The organism is Syntrophomonas sp. UBA5494, from assembly GCF_002426325.1.
The window spans coordinates 1-17491 of the sequence record NZ_DIPG01000100.1; the positions used below are offsets into that span (position 1 = coordinate 1).

Annotated in this window: 13 protein-coding genes and 1 pseudogene; 2 read left to right on the forward strand and 12 right to left on the reverse strand. The window is 50.7% G+C overall.

Annotation, left to right across the window (positions count from 1 at the left end; all coding sequences use genetic code 11):
• Positions 1–1496: pseudogene (locus B3W37_RS11020) on the reverse strand (hypothetical protein); the annotation flags it as partial.
• Positions 1497–2070: 574 nt separating this feature from the next.
• On the opposite strand from B3W37_RS11020, the gene B3W37_RS11025 reads away from it, so the two are divergent.
• Positions 2071–2640, forward strand: coding sequence for a sigma-70 family RNA polymerase sigma factor (locus tag B3W37_RS11025; RefSeq protein WP_481042242.1), 570 nt, complete (start codon positions 2071–2073; stop codon positions 2638–2640).
• A 54-nt stretch (positions 2641–2694) separates the two neighbouring features.
• Positions 2695–3705 (forward strand): anti-sigma factor family protein, encoded by a 1011-nt coding sequence (locus tag B3W37_RS11030; RefSeq protein ID WP_483170250.1) that lies wholly within the window; start codon positions 2695–2697, stop codon positions 3703–3705.
• 163 nt (positions 3706–3868) lie between these two features.
• Here the strand turns inward: B3W37_RS11030 and B3W37_RS11035 are convergent, their stop codons facing one another.
• The 11 genes from B3W37_RS11035 to B3W37_RS11085 all read right to left on the reverse strand — a co-directional run.
• A complete protein-coding gene (locus B3W37_RS11035; RefSeq protein ID WP_483175780.1) occupies positions 3869–7468 on the reverse strand; it encodes a S8 family serine peptidase in 3600 nt (1199 codons plus the stop codon).
• 198 nt (positions 7469–7666) lie between these two features.
• The gene (locus B3W37_RS11040) at positions 7667–8245 is read right to left on the reverse strand and encodes a hypothetical protein (protein ID WP_483170245.1); all 579 of its coding nucleotides are present in this window, start codon (positions 8243–8245) and stop codon (positions 7667–7669) included.
• A 163-nt stretch (positions 8246–8408) separates the two neighbouring features.
• Positions 8409–9422 carry a UDP-glucose 4-epimerase GalE gene (gene galE, locus B3W37_RS11045; protein WP_483175781.1) on the reverse strand — a complete coding sequence of 338 codons (1014 nt, stop codon included), beginning with the start codon at positions 9420–9422 and terminating at the stop codon, positions 8409–8411.
• Between the two features lie 13 nt (positions 9423–9435).
• Positions 9436–10698, reverse strand: coding sequence for a nucleotidyltransferase domain-containing protein (locus B3W37_RS11050; RefSeq protein ID WP_483175783.1), 1263 nt, complete (start codon positions 10696–10698; stop codon positions 9436–9438).
• Positions 10699–10714: 16 nt separating this feature from the next.
• Positions 10715–12124: a B12-binding domain-containing radical SAM protein gene (locus B3W37_RS11055; RefSeq protein WP_483175784.1), complete on the reverse strand. Its 1410-nt coding sequence runs from the start codon at positions 12122–12124 to the stop codon at positions 10715–10717.
• Positions 12121–13068 carry a DUF362 domain-containing protein gene (locus B3W37_RS11060; protein ID WP_483175785.1) on the reverse strand — a complete coding sequence of 316 codons (948 nt, stop codon included), beginning with the start codon at positions 13066–13068 and terminating at the stop codon, positions 12121–12123. Before B3W37_RS11060 ends, B3W37_RS11055 begins: the two co-directional genes overlap by 4 nt.
• The gene (locus tag B3W37_RS11065; RefSeq protein WP_483175786.1) at positions 13065–14075 is read right to left on the reverse strand and encodes a hypothetical protein; all 1011 of its coding nucleotides are present in this window, start codon (positions 14073–14075) and stop codon (positions 13065–13067) included. Before B3W37_RS11065 ends, B3W37_RS11060 begins: the two co-directional genes overlap by 4 nt.
• Positions 14076–14079: 4 nt before the next feature.
• The gene (locus B3W37_RS11070) at positions 14080–14520 is read right to left on the reverse strand and encodes a lasso peptide biosynthesis B2 protein (protein WP_481042232.1); all 441 of its coding nucleotides are present in this window, start codon (positions 14518–14520) and stop codon (positions 14080–14082) included.
• A gap of 37 nt (positions 14521–14557) precedes the next feature.
• On the reverse strand, positions 14558–14815 hold the full coding sequence (locus tag B3W37_RS11075; protein ID WP_481042231.1) for a PqqD family protein: 258 nt from the start codon (positions 14813–14815) through the stop codon (positions 14558–14560).
• Positions 14816–15387: 572 nt separating this feature from the next.
• Entirely contained in the window at positions 15388–16959 is a 1572-nt protein-coding gene (murJ, locus tag B3W37_RS11080; RefSeq protein ID WP_483175787.1) for a murein biosynthesis integral membrane protein MurJ, read from the reverse strand.
• 85 nt (positions 16960–17044) lie between these two features.
• On the reverse strand, positions 17045–17491 hold a 447-nt coding region (locus B3W37_RS11085; protein WP_483175789.1), incomplete at its 5' end, for a glycosyltransferase.

The following is a 17491-nucleotide window of genomic DNA, read 5'->3' on the forward strand; positions in this document are numbered from 1 at the left end:
GTGACAGTCGGGGTATTTGAGAATACAGCGCCTTCGGTCAGGGTCAGGGTGATTCTGCCGTTGTCGTCAGCATAATTGTAGAAATCAGCCGGACCTTCCAGATATTCATTGCTGACAGCGTTCTTCTTGCCTTCAACGATGGTCAGGTCAGCCAGAGGCTGGCTCTGTACGCCGATCTTGACTTCGTTGACTTTGTCGATGCTGGGGATTACCGGGGCGACTGCCTTGGCAATTACCAGGGTGGTTTCTTCCACACCGGCGCCGTAGATCTTGGCTTCGATGTCGCCGGATTTGTTTCCTTCAATGCTCAGGGTGAGCTTGAATTTGAGCTTGCCGGCGCTGCTGGTGGAGGAACTATCAATGGGAATATCCACATAATTGTCTTCGCCGGTTACTTCCGGATCATCGATTGAAAAACCGGTTGGGTCGCTGACTTTCTTAAACTCAGTGATCTTGACCCATTCGGGCAATTCCACAGTCAGGTCGCGGTTTTCGAGCAGGGTGTTGGCTACATTCTCGGTGATGGTGATGGTATCGGTCTTCTGCTCGAATTTACCTGCCACCAGTTCGTTCACTTCGTCAACATCAGTTGCAATGCCCCAGTCCACATAATTTGCGATGACCAGGTCGCCGTCAAAAACCTCACCATTTTCGTCATCAACCTTAATGCCCACTTCTACTTCGCCTAAGGATGCGGAGCGGCTGGGATTGACATAGGTGGTGATATAAATGGTTCCGCGCTGGTCACTGCCCGGAGCGGTGAATTCAATAATCAGGTCACGACCCTCAACATCCACGTCATAGTTGCTTCCTACGGCGCTGAACCCGCCGCTGAAGCTGACATCAATATCGTTTTCGATCCAGTTGAAGTTGCTGGGAAGTTTAACGACGACTTTAGCATCGCCATACACACTGCCAACTGCAGTTTCTCTTAACTGGATGACGCCAGCCTTGTTGCTGGAGTTTCTGCTGATCTTTTTGACTGAGTCAACGGAAGCGGTCATGTCGCCTTCAGCAACCCGGGCAAAATTGTAGTCGCCGCCGGTCACTGCAGAATCCAGAGCTTCTACGGTTACAGCCACGGTGCCGGTGGCGCCGTCAATCTCAAAAGAGAGGGGGATGATGATGGCGTCTTTTACCGCGTCATCCATACCTTTCATGGTGACTTCAACCACTTTGCTGGATACCTTTTCGATATCAGCCTTGGTTGCATTGGTATCCATGTAGGCAACATCGGCCCATTTTACTCCATCGGGCAGAATCAGTTCGAAGACATCACCATTCTGGAAATGGTTGATGAAATCGCCATCTTCCTTGAGTGTCAACTCAATGCCGGAAGCTTCACCCGTTTTGGTTACATAACCATCAGCAACACTGATAACCTTGTTTACGCCGTTAGAAGACTTGGCCTGTGCTACGCCAACGCCCACAAACATAGTTGCCAGCATGGTCAGTACTAATAATAAGGCCAGATGTCTGCTCTGTCTTTTTAGCATTTGTTTACCTCCTTGTTCAAAATTAAGTGCGGGAAATAGGTGACAGAAACTCTACTCTGTCTTGAGGTGATCATCAATCTGAAAGCTCGCGCTTTACGATTCCCTCCTTTACAGGCCGATCATGGGTTACGGCATTTTTATAACCCGGCATTTTCCGACAAAATGTCGGGTCATCTGTTATATTTAGACAAGTAATCCAGAGAATTTGTTCCCAGCAAGAACAAATTTTTTCAAAGTAGAACAGAACAGGCAAGAAGGCCTTATATAAGGTAATAGAGCAAATGGCTGATTCGCTTTCCAGCCTGAGGTTAATAAGGTAAACTGCTTCAAATTTTATTGAAAAACGGATTTCTAGAACAGCTATTCTCCGCATGCTATAATGGGAAGTACTTAACCTACCGGTGGCGCTGTCAGGCAGAATACAGAATTTTTATGTGAAATTTGTCAGGAGATCAGCTGTCGGGAATACCATTGAAAAAAAAAGTGATTTCAGGGTTGACCCGGGGAACTTTTTTCTTATTGGCTATGTCTAATAAATTAACCAGGCCAGGGTCTGGTTGGACCGGGAGTGTAAATGAGTGTGATTCCGGTAAATGATCTGATCAGGGAAGCCAAAACGGGCAGCCTGGAATCCTTTGAGGAATTGGTCTTGCTCTATCAGGACAGGGTTTTCACCCACTGTGTCCACCTGGCTAATAATAATTACGATGCACAGGATCTAGCCCAGGATGTATTTGTGCAGGCCTTCAAAAATATTCGTTCTTTCAGGGAAGAGGCGGATTTTGGAACCTGGTTGCACCGCATTGCGGTTAACCTGTGGATCAATTGGTGCCGTAAGCAAAAGAAGGCTGTGGTCGTTTCCCTGGATGAGCCTTTGATGTTTGGAGATAATGAACTGAGCCGCGAGCTGGCAGCCAGTCAGGACTCGGCCCTGGAGATTCTGGAGCGCACCGAACTAAACGAGCAGGTGCGGCAGGCATTAAACCGTCTGCATCCGGAGTATAAGGCGGTTTTGGTATTACGTGAGATGGAAGGCTATAGTTACGAGGATATCGCCAGTCTGCTAAACTGCTCCTTGGGAACGGTGAAATCTCGTATAAATCGGGCCCGCAAAGCCTTGTTAAAAGAGATCAAAGCTGAGTAGAAGCGGATGTCAACGAAGAACTGCGATATATACTGTATAAAAGGCGTGAACACCATGAATTGCAGAGAAGCCAAACAATTGATATCGCCTTACCTGGACGGCATGCTGGAAAGTAAAGAGACTCTCCAGATGCAGTTGCATCTGGATGCATGCAAGCATTGCCGCGACGACTACCGGGCTCTGGCCCAGTTATCCCGTATGTTGCATTCTATGGGCAAGGATATACAACCGGCTCCAGCCGACTTGAAAAATGCGGTGATGCTGGCGGTACAACAAGAAGCCGCCGTCTCTGGGCGTCCCGGGCTCTGGCGGGGCTGGATGCAGAAAACCCGGAAAAAGGCTATACCCGCTGCAGCCGCAGCCGTATTGCTGTTGTTCACCGCCTTAAACGGGTTCATATCCGGTAATCCTGCCTTAGTTCCTATAGCGGTGCATGAAGGGGAACCGTCTGATTCCGTTCCGCCTAATCCTATTAATGACGCCGTAGAGATTCAACCGCCTCCGGCGGAAAACGTGCCGCCAACATCCGGAAAAAACCCGCCGGATGTCCCCAAAGAGATAGCAGAAAATGAAGATCCTCCCGGGAATACTTCAACACTGCCGGCTACCTCTGCACCGGTGTTATTGAGTGTGGAGAACCGCAACATCCTTTCCACTATGCTGATAATTCGCAGTTCAGGCGATCAGAGTACCATTTTTGAGCAGGTACAGTCCATTGCCTCCCCATTTGGGGCCTCTGCTGAGAAGCTGGGGCAGCAGGTCAAGGCAGGAGTCAGCTACAACCTGTTCAAGCTGGTGGTTGAACGGGGTCAGGATAAGGCCTTGATCAGCAGCCTTTCTTCGCTGGGAACGGTGGTCAGCCGCAGCGATGACAAGCAGGATATTTCTCAGGCCTATACACAGGCTCTGGAACAATTCCTCAGCCTGAGTACACAGCGCGGAGAAACCAGTGATCCAGCCAAGCTTAAACAGTTGGATCAGCAAATAGCGGTTTTACAGCAACAGCTGGGTGATTGGAAACAGAAGGCCGGGGCGGTAACCGTGGTATTGTGGATCCAGAATTAATTAAAATGCAATAATTACTTATATTGATAGTAAAGGCCATCTTGTTAGAGATGGCCTTATCTTTTTGACTTTGTCAACAAGCTGGGCAGAGCGAGCGACAGACGCGAAGAGCAAGGCGTTCAATAGGCCCGCAGTCTCCAACGGCATTGATCCCCATTACCGCCTACAGCCTGGATATCAGCAGAACCGCATCTTCACGTGTCGCATAATTCTGCGGCCTGAACACACTCTGCCAGGAACGCGGCCATATACCGCGCTGATAACCTTTAACGATGGCGGACTGAGCCCATTCCGGAGCCAGAAGAATATCCCCGGCGGTGGCGGATTGCGCGCCTCCGCTTGGTTTCTCCAAAAGGCGGTAAGCCCGGTCCATAATTATGGCAATCTCGCTGCGGGTAGCGGCATTATAGGGGCGAAATGAATTATCCTCATATCCTTTAATCAAACCTGCCTGGCGGGCTGCCTCTACCGACCCTTTACCCCACCAGGGAATTTCCGCATCATCGATAAAGCGGGTTTTTGCCCCCTCCGGATTAAGTTCCAGACACCGGGCTATCATCCCTACCAGTTCCAGACGGGTAATGCTGTCATACGGCCTGAAAGCCCCATCATCATCGCCCTGTATGATGCCCCGTTCAGCTAGCTTCACCACCTGCTCCCGCAAGGCACTGTCCTGAATATCCCTGAATCGGGTCGCAGGCGAGTTATAGGGAATGATAAATGCCTCCTGGCGCAATACCGTGCCATTTGCGGTGTTGATAGCCACTGCCTCCACACTGCTCTCCCCTGGATTATGGAGCAGAAGCAAGTTGAAGCGGCCGTCTGCTTCAGGTTTAACCGGAACCCTGCTCTGATCCTGGCGATATATCACAATTCGATCAGCATCGGTTTCTCCTTGTATAACCAGGGCGCCGTTCAACACTTCAATTTTAACGTTTAATTTCGGCGCAGCGGATCCGGGATTTTTATCTCCCTCAATAGCTGCCAGATAGGACTTGCCGGAATCCCCGATCAGGGTGGTCACCCGCACCCTGCGGTTCTCGATCATGTCCTCAGGGTTCAGCGCATAGCCTCCGCTGCTCACCAGGGTTGACGGAAGCCACTGGTAAAGGCTTCCATCATCCATAACGAACATCTGGTTTACGGCATCATACCTGACCAGGGTCTTTTCAGCAATTTCAGATGCAGCCGCTTCATCCAGCCTCAATGCTTTGCGGCCGTCTGGTTCCAGGAGTACTCTGACCCAGGCTCCGGGTTCAAAAGCAGGTCTGGACATCATGCTTCCCCAGCGGAAAGATCTGGTTTGCCCGCTTAGCTGACAATTCTGAATCTGGTTGTCTTTATTGAAGAAATAAAGCGTCTGGGTATTTTCATTGAAATAGATCACCCGGCCATAAACTACCCGGCTATAAGCCTGCAGTTGCAGCCACTGCGGAGAACCGGGCAGATGCAGTCCGATAACATAGTCGCCCGCTTGAATTTCCTCGAGGCTCGCCTCAACGCCGTCCCGGTATAACCGGGTGCCGGGAAACAGGCTGTAGGTGACTCCGTTGTTGAGGTCCACAGTTTCGTTCTCCGGGGATATTCGTAGTACTCTGCCGATCACCAGATTGCGCTGCACGGTGAGGTAATTAACCCATCGCGTCTGCGGAGTAATCAGCATCTTGACTTTCATGCCGGGCAGAAGTCCCTCCATGTCGACACTGTCCGCAAATCCGTAGGGAATCGCTTCAGCCATGCTGTCATCCAGGCTGTTGCTGACATTGATGGCTGCACCCGGATACAGCCTGTAGGGCTGGTCATCATTAATCAGCCAGATCTGGCGGGTACTGTGATCGACCTTTTTGATATAACCTTCCGCCGGAGCAGCGGCGGCGTTTGCTTGCCACAGCACTTGATGGAGGGGATTTACCGTTGCATTAATATGGGCTCCGGTTGGAAAGTCATTAGCCTGGTCGATAGCTTTTCCATTTACCAGCACCTGCTGGTATTCCTGCCACTGGCTGTCCAAATAATAGCCGCCTTCTCTGGCCCGGGGGTTGGCCTCCATTATGAGGCTGCCCGATGTTGTGGTCAGCATCTGCACCCCGCTGCTTTCCCATGTCTGCAGGAAAAGATAAGAGCTTTTGTCATTCCAGTATAATTCTCCGCCGGTTTTTGTTTTTGGCTGGCTCGCGGAGGGTATTATTTTGGTCTGATCATAATCCAAAGGCCCCGTATAGGCCTCGCCACCGCTGAAGCTCAGCTTTCCCCCGGCATCGACAGCAACTGTTTCATGCTGCATGGCCTGGCCGTATACCAGAGCATAGGACTGCTGCGGATAATTCTCATCCAGGCGGGCAGCATTAACATATATGGTGTATTCTCCTGCCTTGGCATCGGTTATCATAACCTGTTCGACATTATTCGCCTCGTCAACCCGCCCGCTGTGGAAAAAATCGTTGCCGCGGTAAAGTCTTCCTTCAGGGTCTTTCACCAAAAGGTCGAGATTGTTGACCAGTACACTGGTAGTACCGGGTGCAGGGGCAGGGTCGGTCCAGGCCAGGGTGGCTTTGAATAGTCCTCCCGGTTTTTCAAGGCTGATCCGGTATTCGCGGGTCTGATGCGCTGTCAGGCCAGCCTGGTTTACATATTCTACGGTGCGGTCCCGTATAGGCAGAATGGCGCCAGCCAAATCCAAAATTCCAAAGCCCTGTTCGGATGCGGTATTCGGGTTGAACCGGGCCCCGTTTATCATTATTGCTTTTATTAACGCTGCGCTGGGATTTTCAAGATGGCGATGGGTCTGGAGGTATTCCCGCAATAAAGCCACTGCTCCTGCGGCCACGGCGCTGGCCATGCTGGTGCCGCTCATGGTGGTGTAGGCCGGATTGCTTTCTAAATTACTCTCTGTCAGCCTGGAGCATACTCCTATGATATTGGCGCCCGGGGCCAGCAATTCAGGTTTGATGCGGCCGTCAGCGGTGGGCCCGCGGCTGGAAGACGACAGTATTTGGCTGGCATCAGCGCTATCCATGTCCAGTCCAGGTCTGGGCACCTGACTGGCGCCAACCACCAAAGCATTCTTACTGTTGGCCTCGGCGCTGAGTGATCCCGAGGCCGGGCCATTGTTGCCTGCGCCGAATAGAGCCAGGAAGTCGGGATGCTCGGCGATAAAGGAGTCTATCTGGCGGCTCTGGCTCCGGTAGCTGTTGCCGGGATTGCCCCACCCATTTATATATACCCGCACTCCGGCTTGATAAGCAGGATCGTAGAGCTCAGCCAGGTTAGAGGGAATTTTCAATTCGCCTTGCTGATCCAGGAGGGCTTGAAAATAAAGGGAACTGCCCGGCGCGATACCCCGATATTTACCCTGTGAAGATTCTCCGCTCCCTACCAGAATTCCAGCCATATGTGTGCCATGGCCGGAGGGATCGTCCGGAATGTTTCGGCCGGAGGCGGATTTAAGCGCACTGATGCGTGGAGCCCTGTCTGCATCATTGCTCAAGTCAGGATGGAGATCACTGAGGCTGCCCCGGTCCAAACCATTGTCAGCAATGCCGATCAGCTCACCTTTTCCGCTTAATCCGCCCGGAATAATAAAATTCTCCAGGGCAAAAGGGGCGGCATTTACAATAGCGGCAACCCGGTCGCTTAACAAGCCGGGTTGTGCACTTACTACAGCTTGTACCGGTGAAAAATAAAACGAGCAAAACAGCAAGATTAGTAAGACCCAGGTGAACACGCCTCTGCGGCCTTTACCAAATAAATCTATTATCGACATTATATATCTCCGCTCATAAATTGCAGTTGTGCCTGGCCCGGCTGTCTCCATAGAAGCCGGAGCTGTAACAACCGCATTTGTTAATAGTTATATAAATAATTGAATAATCATAAATAATGACATTTATTATCGTATTACGAATAATTCGTTGATCACCTTGCGCTTTCCTGCCGTCAAAATTTGTTAAGCTGCCAATGTCTATCCATTTCTGCCCAGTTTCCCCAGCCCGATGTGAATCAGGTCCAATGATCCCGCCAAAAGCCGGGCGGCTTCCAACAGCAATTTCTCGCCGCTGGGGTTTTGGCCCGAACTTTGCTGCAAAAAATCAAAAAGCTGCCGCCCCATGTGCAGTTGCTGAATCAGCTGGTTGCTGCTGCTCAATGAATAAAGGCCCCGGTTGCTGCGCATTTTGATCAAAGTGCCTCCGGTGTCCTGTTTGACTATATCCTCCACATAACGCCAGTCGATGTAACCGTAACAAGAGTCATTTTTAATCAAAGCTTTCCTGACCTTCACCGGTATAAAAACCCTTTCATTGCTCAGATAGAAAGGCAATAGTTTGCGCCTTTTGAAAAATTCCTGAAGTCTGCGGGTTTGTTCCTTGAGGTCGATCAAATGGCATCTGGCCAGAGTCTTTTTAACGCTCAAGACACTGCGCCTCTCCCAATGAGGATCGCCTTCCTCCACTAAAACCCTGGTGGCATCGCCGGTTTCCTCATAAAAGGGAACAATGCCGATAACCCGTTCCTTGATGGTTTCAATAGATGCACAATGCACTGGTAGTCCCCCCTTATGGCCAAAAAGAATTGATCAACACGGCCTGACTCACGCCGTGATATGATATGATATTCGTCCTAATAAGGCCCGGTTCCACATTATTCCTCTTTTGAAGACCCATTGACGAGGGTTATCGGAATCATGCCTCAGTTGTTGGGGAAATCTACCAGTTTTCGCTTTGATGCCACTTCCAGGCGGAATCTACTATGTCTTGCAGATGAGGAAACCGGGGATTCCAGCCGAGTTCATCCTTGGCTCTCTGCGCGCTGGCCAGAAGTATGCTGGGATCACCGGGTCGGCGTGGGCCTATACTGTATTCCAGGGACTTGCCGGAGATATTTTCCACTGCGGCGATGACTTCGCGAACCGAATGAGGCTGACCATTCCCCAAATTGAAAACCCGCTCGGCCACTGTCCCTGCCAGCAAGGCTCGCAAGGCCAACAGATGGGCCCGGGCCAGGTCGCTGACATGAATGTAATCCCGCAGGCAAGTGCCGTCGGGGGTATCATAATCATCGCCGTAAATGGTAAACTGAGACCTTTTATTTATAGCCCGCAATATGACCAGGGGAATCAGGTGCGACTCCTGACGGTGTTTCTCGCCGATTAAGCCGCTGCTATCAGCCCCGGCCGCATTAAAATAACGCAGTGATATGTAATTAAGTCCGTAGTTGGTCCTATAGCGGGGCAGCATGGCTTCTATCATCATCTTGCTCAATCCATAAACATTGGCGGGCTTTAAAGGATGATCCTCCAGGATCGGACTGTGCAGCGGCTGGCCGTAAACCGCCGCTGTCGAAGAAAACACCAGGTTTTGCACCTGGTTGCGCCGCAGGCTGTTCAGCAAGTATATAGTCTGAGCAGTGTTGTTGGTAAAATACTTGGCCGCATCCTGCATTGATTCCCCTACTTCGCTGAACGCGGCTAGATGAACCACCGCTTCGATGCGATGCTGTTGACAGATGCGGTCCAGTAAGGACTCATCACCGCAATCTCCCACTATCAATCTTACCTGACCGGCCCCGGGGTCGGCGCTCAACAGCGTATGCAACGCTTCAACAGCGGCATGGTTTCCAGTGGAGAGGTTATCCAGGATTATTACGCCGTATCCGGCCTGAGCAATCTCTTTAACTACATGGGAACCGATATATCCAGCTCCTCCGGTTATCAAAATCATCTGTTTTTCCTCCTTATTGGTTGGGACCCCGCCCGTCCTCATAGGATTGAGGGGAACTCCCTTTTATTTCCCTGTCCTGACCAGAGCGCCGCTGGATGATAAACTCTTCTCCCGCCCGGTATAGTATGTAAAAGGGCTGCCACCACCGCCATGCAGGTATGGGCCCCTCACTGCGCCAATGCGAAACCGCCCCGGGGTTAAATAGGTAGTAGCCCAACACCCTGCTCTTGTCGCGCAGCTTTAACGGCAGCATGATGTAAGCCAGGTATTGTCCTTTCTTGCCGGCCCGGCTGAACAGCCGCCGCCGGTAGAAGGAATATTCACCAGGCAGGCCCTTGCCGTCCCAAAAAGTCTGCCAGGGGGGTACTCCCTGGGGTAGAAGCGTTAACTCGTCGGACATCAGACGCAGGATAACGGCAATGGTTTTGCGGCTATCGGCGCTGCCGGCCATCCGGTAAATAAAATCCCAGTCTAACTCAGCGCCGACCTTATCAAGTAAAAGGCATAGATCCAGAAACCACTTTATCCCCTGGTACTGATGGTGCAAAGCGAAATGGCCGGCTATTTGCAGGAACTGCATCTCCCAGCTCAAAGCATTGAAAGCCCAATCATCAATTTGAACGCGGCGCGTATATTGCATCCAGGGACATTCTTCTACCGGAAACAAGGCTTTTAAAGGCGAGCCTTCCCACAGGCCGTCCATGCCCCAGTGAATGTCCAGGTTTATGCTCATCTTCCCCAGCGTTTTGGCATACTGCATTTCACTGCAATAGGCTTCGGCAATCGCCTGGTATTCTTCCAGGGAACCGCGAAAATCAGCTGTCATCCCGGCTTGATAGCCGGACCTTGCTAAAATCTCTCCCACCCTGGCATAATCTGACCGGGAAATATAGATGTCAAGATCGCTGACCGGCCTTATGCCGCTGCTGTCATAGAGGCGTTCCGTCAGAGAAAAACCCTTTAAGATCAGGTAGGGAATACCGTGATGTTCCAGGGCGGCGGTGATTTTCATCCCTTCTCTTTCATAGACCGCATTTTGCAGGGCGATGACCTGAGCTGCGGTTTTTAAGCCCTGTGCTAATTCGGCAGGCAAATCCCACTCCGGGTGGGTACGAAGTTTATGGTGGAAAAACCCGGCCAGGCCATTGGAAATAATACCGTTTACAACATCTTTTTGATCCGCGGCATGCCATTGTCGGCTAATTTCGACCGGATCCGAACTCTGAAAACATACGCGTAAAAATGTGATGATAAATTTATCCGCAGCTTTGCTCAATAACTTGCTCCTCAACTCATCCTCTGATGGAAATTTTATGTTTGGCCTTCATTTTCAAGAAATCCCATAAGCGTTCAGGACTATTGGATCGCAGCAGATTAAGCCGCCTGCGTTTCTGAATGTAAGGATTATAGTGCCGGGACATCCATGCCTCCCGATCGCGGGAAGAAATCCGGGAGAGCTGCTGTTTATAGTAGTAATCATGTACCGCCTCTTGGCTCCAGGGCATGTGCTCGAAGACCCCGGGCCTGAGGCGCTGATACAGCCTGGTTCCAGGGTGGATATCCAACTGCGACCAGCTGAATGAAAAGGGCTGCAGCCTTTTAAGCCATTTCAAGCGCCGCTCCAAATCAGACAAGGTTTCACCCTCTAAACCGGTCAGCATATAGACATGCAATTTCATGCCCTCATCCTGGCAGATCCTTATGGCACGTTCATTAGTTTCGACCGTACTGTCCTTGTGCATTGCGTCAAGGACAGCCTGCGAATCGGATTCAATCCCCACCTCGATGATAACGCAACCTGCTTGCTTCAGCCTTCTTACAATCCCAGGCTCAATATGCTCGGCCCGGGCTTGTATCCCCCAAATCAGCCGGTGCTGCAGACCGCGCTTGATCATAAGGCCGCATATGGCTTCTGCCCGGGAGCGGTTGATCAGAAAATCGTTGTCATGAAAATAAATGCCTTCAATTCCGTAATCTTTATAAACCTTGGCAACCAGCTCCACTACATATTCAGGACTGTGAAAGCGCACCCCTTTGCCATAGGTCAATGATTCTGAACAGAATTCGCATTTCTTTACACAGCCACGGGAGGTCAGCAAGGAAAGGGAGGAAACATAATGATTCCTGATGGTATCTAAGCCCCGCTTCATATAATACGATAGATCCAGGACAGAAAAATCAGGAAAAGGCAGCTTATCCAGGTCAGCGATCTGCGCGGCAGGGCTGCCTGTGATCCGGCCATTCTCACGCCACCATAATCCCGGAATTTCCTGAGGTTTCGCCCCTTCAGCAAAATGCAGCAGGGAGTATTCCCCCTCACCCGTTATCACCGCATCCAATTCGGGGATCTTCTTCAGTGTGGCTTCGGGAAGGGCGGTTGCATGATGTCCTCCAGCCAGCAATGGACCTGTGAAGACCCGGCGTATCAAGACTGCTGTTTCAACCAGGTCGAAAACCAGGGGGGAAATGGTATTCAAGCCGATCAAGTCAGGTTTAAACTCGGTGACGGTTTGCAGCAGAGCCTTATCAAGCAAAGCTTTGTCGCTGCCCAGCCGATACTGATCGGCATAGCGATCCATGATTCTAACCTCATGTCCCGCCTGTTTCAGCGGACCCGCCAGGTAGGGCAGGCTTAAAGGCATCCAGCTCGAGGACGGCAGCGTTTTAAAGCTGGCGCGGGGATAGATAAGCAGAATTTTCATCCTGAAGGCTCCTGATAGTGCAGCAGTTGATAATGCCGCCACTCATCCGCCGGCCATATCCGGGCGGCGTACCGCAGCTGCGGCATTTCCAGGGGATTCTCGTTAAAATGCTCCACACAATGCTGTTGTTGTTTAATCTGAAACAATTCCCGGTAGGCTTGAAAATCCACTGCAGCGGGATGATCGCCGATAAGAATCAGGCCGGCGGGAAAAGTGGAGCCCCTGACCGGGCCTCCGCTGATCATGGCGATTCTGCCGTCAATAACGCTGAGGTCAGCCATTACAGCCAGATTCAACTCCACGATTTTCTGCTGCAGGTTGGCCTGATGCATGGTGATTCTCTCCAGGGGATGCATATATCCAACCGGAGCTTTCAAGGCCAGGCTATAATCTGCCAGGAAGTGAGTTTTAAGGTTGGTCAGGTTTATGACCCGGTCGACCTGGTACAACAGGGCGGGAACCGTAACACTGCTGAGATACTGCCCGGACACGGACACTTCAACCCATTCCATTTCATCGAAAAAGACCAGGCGGGCCAGCCCGTCGACAGCACCGTCCAGGCCGATACGGCGGGCAACTCTGCGGGTGGGCAGGCTGCTTAAAGACGAACAATCCCCGACCAGGATTTCACCTGCTCCATTTCCACGCAGAAAAGCCAGGAAGTCCCGTAAAAAGCTGGGGCAGGTAGAGGCCGGGTAAGGGTCAGCGGTGTTGAGATTAATTTTTACCAGGATGCTCCGCCCTTTAAACCAATCCGCCCACAGCTCGTGCCAGGCCGGTTCAGCTGTTGTCCAGGGATGGTTTGGATTCGAAATGCTCAACACCGTGGGCGTCCTTCCCTTTAGAAAAGCCGTCCGGGCGGCAGCACTTCCGCTGACCTTTTTTTGCTTCAACACCTGCGGCGCCATTTTTTTCCTGATCAAGCCGAGGATTTTTCTCATCATGGCCGACCCTCTGTCAAAGATTGAAGCAAAGCCGCAAATCTGCTCATATCGGTGCCAAAGTCGAGTTGATAACAGGGGACGGATGAAAGAAAATCCATGAGAAAGTTAAATTTCTTGGTAGCTGCCTCTTTAAAATCATAGGCTTTCATGGTCACCGGGAAAAATTCTCCCACCGCCCGGATAGGATTGATTTTGATTAAGCGGCTCTGCGGGGTTCCTGATTGATTGATGACCAGGAAGTAATTTATCCCGCTATCTGCCAACCATTTACCCGGGGTTATTATGTCGCATTTATAATAATGCTCATCATCGATGGAATCATAAGCCTGCTCCGGCACCAAAGCCGGGAAAAAAAGCTGCCGGGCGGCTTCCCGGACCTTAATAACATCGGATATGCTGCAGCCTCTATAGCCTTCATCGGCGCTATAGAGCAAAATACGTTCATCGGATAAGACCTTAAAGCCATGCTGCAAGAGGGCAAAAACAGCTGTTGATTTACCGCGTCCGCTGTTGCCGCTCAGTATAATGCCTGCGCCGTTAAACTGCACACAGGAGGCATGTACAGCAAAATAATCGTACTTCCCCATGAGCTGGTTTATCAAATTGTAGGTAAAGAGCATATCGGTATACAAAGGCTTAATATCATTATTGCGGAGGAGCAGGACTGTGGCGGTTCCATGGGCATAGTCCACATTGGTGCGGGCGTAGCCTTCATAATCACTCCATTGCTCGCTTTCCCCCTGATAAGTGTGCATCGCTATGGGACGGTTGAGCAGCAATGTAAAATCCGGAATCTTTAATCCTGCTTCAGGCAGGGGCATGAGGCGGTCAACCTTTTCGGCCTCGACAACCTGTAAATCCAGCGAAAGGTGGGGGGCGCCAGCCCTGCCTTCGGGTATATTTAAAAAACGGCTGAACCGGTCTAACCACTGGCCCTGATTACATTTAATACAAATGGTATAGCCTGAAAGGTCGTACCATTTTACCTGTAAATCCTGTTGTATCATCCGCTTACCCTTCTAAAAAAATGGTATACCGGGCTAATGATTCCGGTTCTTCATGATAAGGTTCTTCATCCAGCATGAGCCAGCTATGGCCCTGCAGATCCGGGCCGTCTCTTTTGACCCCTACCACCACCCTGGCGCTAAGCCCTTGAGCAGCAGACCAGTGATACAAAACCAGGCTGCGCCGCAAACAAGGCCGCGAACTTCTGCCGATGCGAGTCAGCCAGAAGGTAGCGCCCCGATAAATCTTGTCCATAGTCTTAAGCTGCGCCATAGTAGGCCGCCCACGATTCGGTTCGAGCCGCGCCGGCTTATGGGAGCGAATTTTCTCCAGAATCCCGGGCATGGGGCGATATCGTACCAAACAATCATAATATAGAGTCAGGCCGCCTATCCAGGCTAATAATGACAAATCCCGGGGAAGATCATAACCTTTATATTGCCACACAACTATGCCCTCTAAATGATAAAACTTACGGTGTAATTTACAATAGTAACTCAAACTGGGCTAATGTTGTAATTAATTCCCGGATGTCCCTTGATAAGACTTCCCGCTCCACCTCATATTCATCAAGCATCTGCTCTATTATTTCATCAACCGTAGCTATTCCGTCTACTTTATTCCAAAAGGAACAAGCCACCTTGTTTAAGCCAAAATACCTACCGGTTACGGGGTTAAGCAAAACTGTTTCTCCATCAACCTCACGCCAGATCACATCCTGGTTTCTTATCAGTACCTCCACCGGCCGGCCTCCTTTTTCCCCTGTAAATTTGTCAGAAAATTAAATTTACAATAAACTGCAAAAATTATATCATATGCTTATACATAATAACATGGACGTATTGTAGGCGAAGGTTTGAGTGGAGGCTTAACTGAAACAGGCATTCCCGTGTATAGGAATGTTCATCCGAGTCAGGCGGCGTCAAGAACTATAATTTGTAATTACAAACTACCAAGCATTCAGAGGTGAAGAAATGCAGAAGCAGAGCTATGAAATTCCGGAAGTGTTAGTGTATGAAGATTTGGCTGGTGTCACTGCGGGAAACGTAAGCAACTAGCGCTGATGAGGAGGCATAACATGAGCAAACAGAATTATGAGACTCCAAACTTAATAGTACATGACGATTTGCGGGATATTACCGCAGGAAATCTTTCTAAAAATTAACTCCGGGTCTAGATTACCGAATCAGGAGAGCCGGTTTACGAAACTCCCGTGGTGGGAATTTAAACCATATTACCGCCGGCTTTTTCAGAAGCTTATTGACAAAACATAAACTGGGCTGCTTAAGTGCAGTCCATTATTTTTTAAACCGGCTATTCTTTGTTAAACCACCGCCGCAGGCTGGCATGGAATATATCGAATTCCTCCACCCGCAGCGCCTTTATGAACACCCCGTAAACTACTAGGCCGGTTACTGCACAGGTTATCAATAAGAGCAGAGAGGACACGGGGCCCCTGTCCAGAAGGGGTTTTAACCAGTTCAGTTCACAATATACCACCCCGCTCATCAATAAGGCCGCCAGGCCTATCTTCAAGCCGCTGATGAGCATGAAGGACGCCTTAATCCTGCCCAGTTTTTTGCGCAACTGCCACAGCAATATTAAAAACCCGGCTATGGTGGCAATCGAGCTCCCCAGAGCCAGCCCCCCGTGAGCCAGGTATTTAACCAGGACCAGGTTCAGCACTACATTTAAGGCCACAGTAGCCATACTGATCTTCATCGGGGTCAATGTGTCCTGAAGGGCATAAAAGGCCTGCAAGACGATTTCACGTACCGACGTGAACGGCATCCCCAGGGCATAAAAAAGCAGGGCGGCCGTGGTCAGTCCTGCCGCCTGGTCGTCAAAGGCGCCGCGCTGGTATACCAGTCTGACCAGCGGTTCCCTTAAGATCATCATCCCCGCCGCACAGGGCAGCAATACCAGCAAGAGGCTGTTGATGGATCGGTATAAAGACTTCTGAAACTTATCATGGTCAGCGATAACAGCGGCTTCGGACATTTCCGGATATATGGCCCGGGCCACCGCAAACCCGATCACCCCGTGGGCCAGGATATTGAGTTTGTTGGCATAGTTCAACGCCGCAATACTACCCTCTAAAAGGCCGGAGGCCAGCATGCGATTCACCAGTAGATTAATCTGTCCGACCCCGGTGCTCACGGTAACAGGAATTATCAGTTTGAGCATCTGTTTCAAGCCGGAATGTTTCCATTCTACCCGGGGGCTGAAGTTAAATCCGCAACGCCGCAACTCAGGTATCTGAAACAGCCATTGCGCAGCCACTGCCAGAACCGTGCCCGCCGCCAGTCCAGCAATTCCCCATTGCCTGGCGCTGAGAATCAAACAGGTTATGATCACGACATTATATGGTATGCCAATAAAAGCGGGATAGAAAAAACGCTTTTGACTCTGCAAAATGCCGGACCCCAGGCCGCTAAGACCCAGAAAGATAATCAAGGGAAACATCACATAGGTCAGTTTCACGGCCAAATCATAGGCTGCTCCGCTGAACCCCGGGGCGACCAGCTGCACGATGATTTCTGCGAAAACCCAGCCCAACCCTATCAAGACCACACAGATGCCCAGCATGATGGTGGTGATAGAGTTCAATAGGGCCAGTACCGAGTCAAACCCCTTCCTCTCCTTGTATTCGGTAACCAGGGGGATCACCGAGGTGGTGAGGCTGGATCCAATCGCCGAAAACAGCAGCTGTGGCACCATCTCTGCTACCAGGAAAGCATCGACCAGATAAGAGGCCCCGAAAAATGCGGCAATTACGGTCTCACGTATAAAACCCAGTATTTTGCTCAAGGCCAATCCGCTGGATATGAGCATGGCATTGAATAAACTGCCTTGGAGCTTACCCTGATGCAGATCTGTCTTCATTGCATATCCTTCTTAAGGCCGGAATATTTATTTCCCTCCGGGCATTGACTGAGGGGGTCTTTAGTCCATCTGACAGTTAAGATGGTTAGGATTGCTTATCCCGCCGCCGGCTCAGGTAATTTTCATATTTGGACTTGACACAGTCCTGTATTTCCTGCTTGAAGCGTTCCTGATTAAAGCGCCGGGCATTTAGACGAATAACCTCAGCGTCAAAACGGCCTTCCCAATTCAAGAAAGCAACCACCGCCTTAACCAGAGACTCTATCTCCTGTTCCTGAAAGAAGACCCCGGTAGCCTCATGCCAATTATGACCATCAGCCGGAATAACCGTTTCGGTAGCTCCCCCCTGCCCGAAGGCGATTACCGGTGTACCGCCGGCCTGGGCCTCCACCGGCACAATACCGAAGTCCTCGTGGGCGGCGAATACCAGAGCCCGGGCCCCGGCCATTAAGGAAGAAAGCTCCTCATTATTGCGATAACCTACAAATTCTATATTCTTACCGGCCAGGGCCTGGCAGTGCTCCTTTTCCGG

Excerpts from the sequence above, each read along its gene's own strand:
- B3W37_RS11025 (WP_481042242.1), top strand. The coding sequence starts at position 2,071 with ATGAGTGTGATTCCGGTAAATGATCTGATCAGGGAAGCCAAAACGGGC.
- B3W37_RS11030 (WP_483170250.1), top strand. The coding sequence starts at position 2,695 with ATGAATTGCAGAGAAGCCAAACAATTGATATCGCCTTACCTGGACGGC.
- B3W37_RS11035 (WP_483175780.1), bottom strand. The coding sequence starts at position 7,468 with ATGTCGATAATAGATTTATTTGGTAAAGGCCGCAGAGGCGTGTTCACC.
- galE (WP_483175781.1), bottom strand. The coding sequence starts at position 9,422 with ATGATTTTGATAACCGGAGGAGCTGGATATATCGGTTCCCATGTAGTT.
- B3W37_RS11055 (WP_483175784.1), bottom strand. The coding sequence starts at position 12,124 with ATGAAAATTCTGCTTATCTATCCCCGCGCCAGCTTTAAAACGCTGCCG.
- B3W37_RS11060 (WP_483175785.1), bottom strand. The coding sequence starts at position 13,068 with ATGATGAGAAAAATCCTCGGCTTGATCAGGAAAAAAATGGCGCCGCAG.
- B3W37_RS11065 (WP_483175786.1), bottom strand. The coding sequence starts at position 14,075 with ATGATACAACAGGATTTACAGGTAAAATGGTACGACCTTTCAGGCTAT.
- murJ (WP_483175787.1), bottom strand. The coding sequence starts at position 16,959 with ATGAAGACAGATCTGCATCAGGGTAAGCTCCAAGGCAGTTTATTCAAT.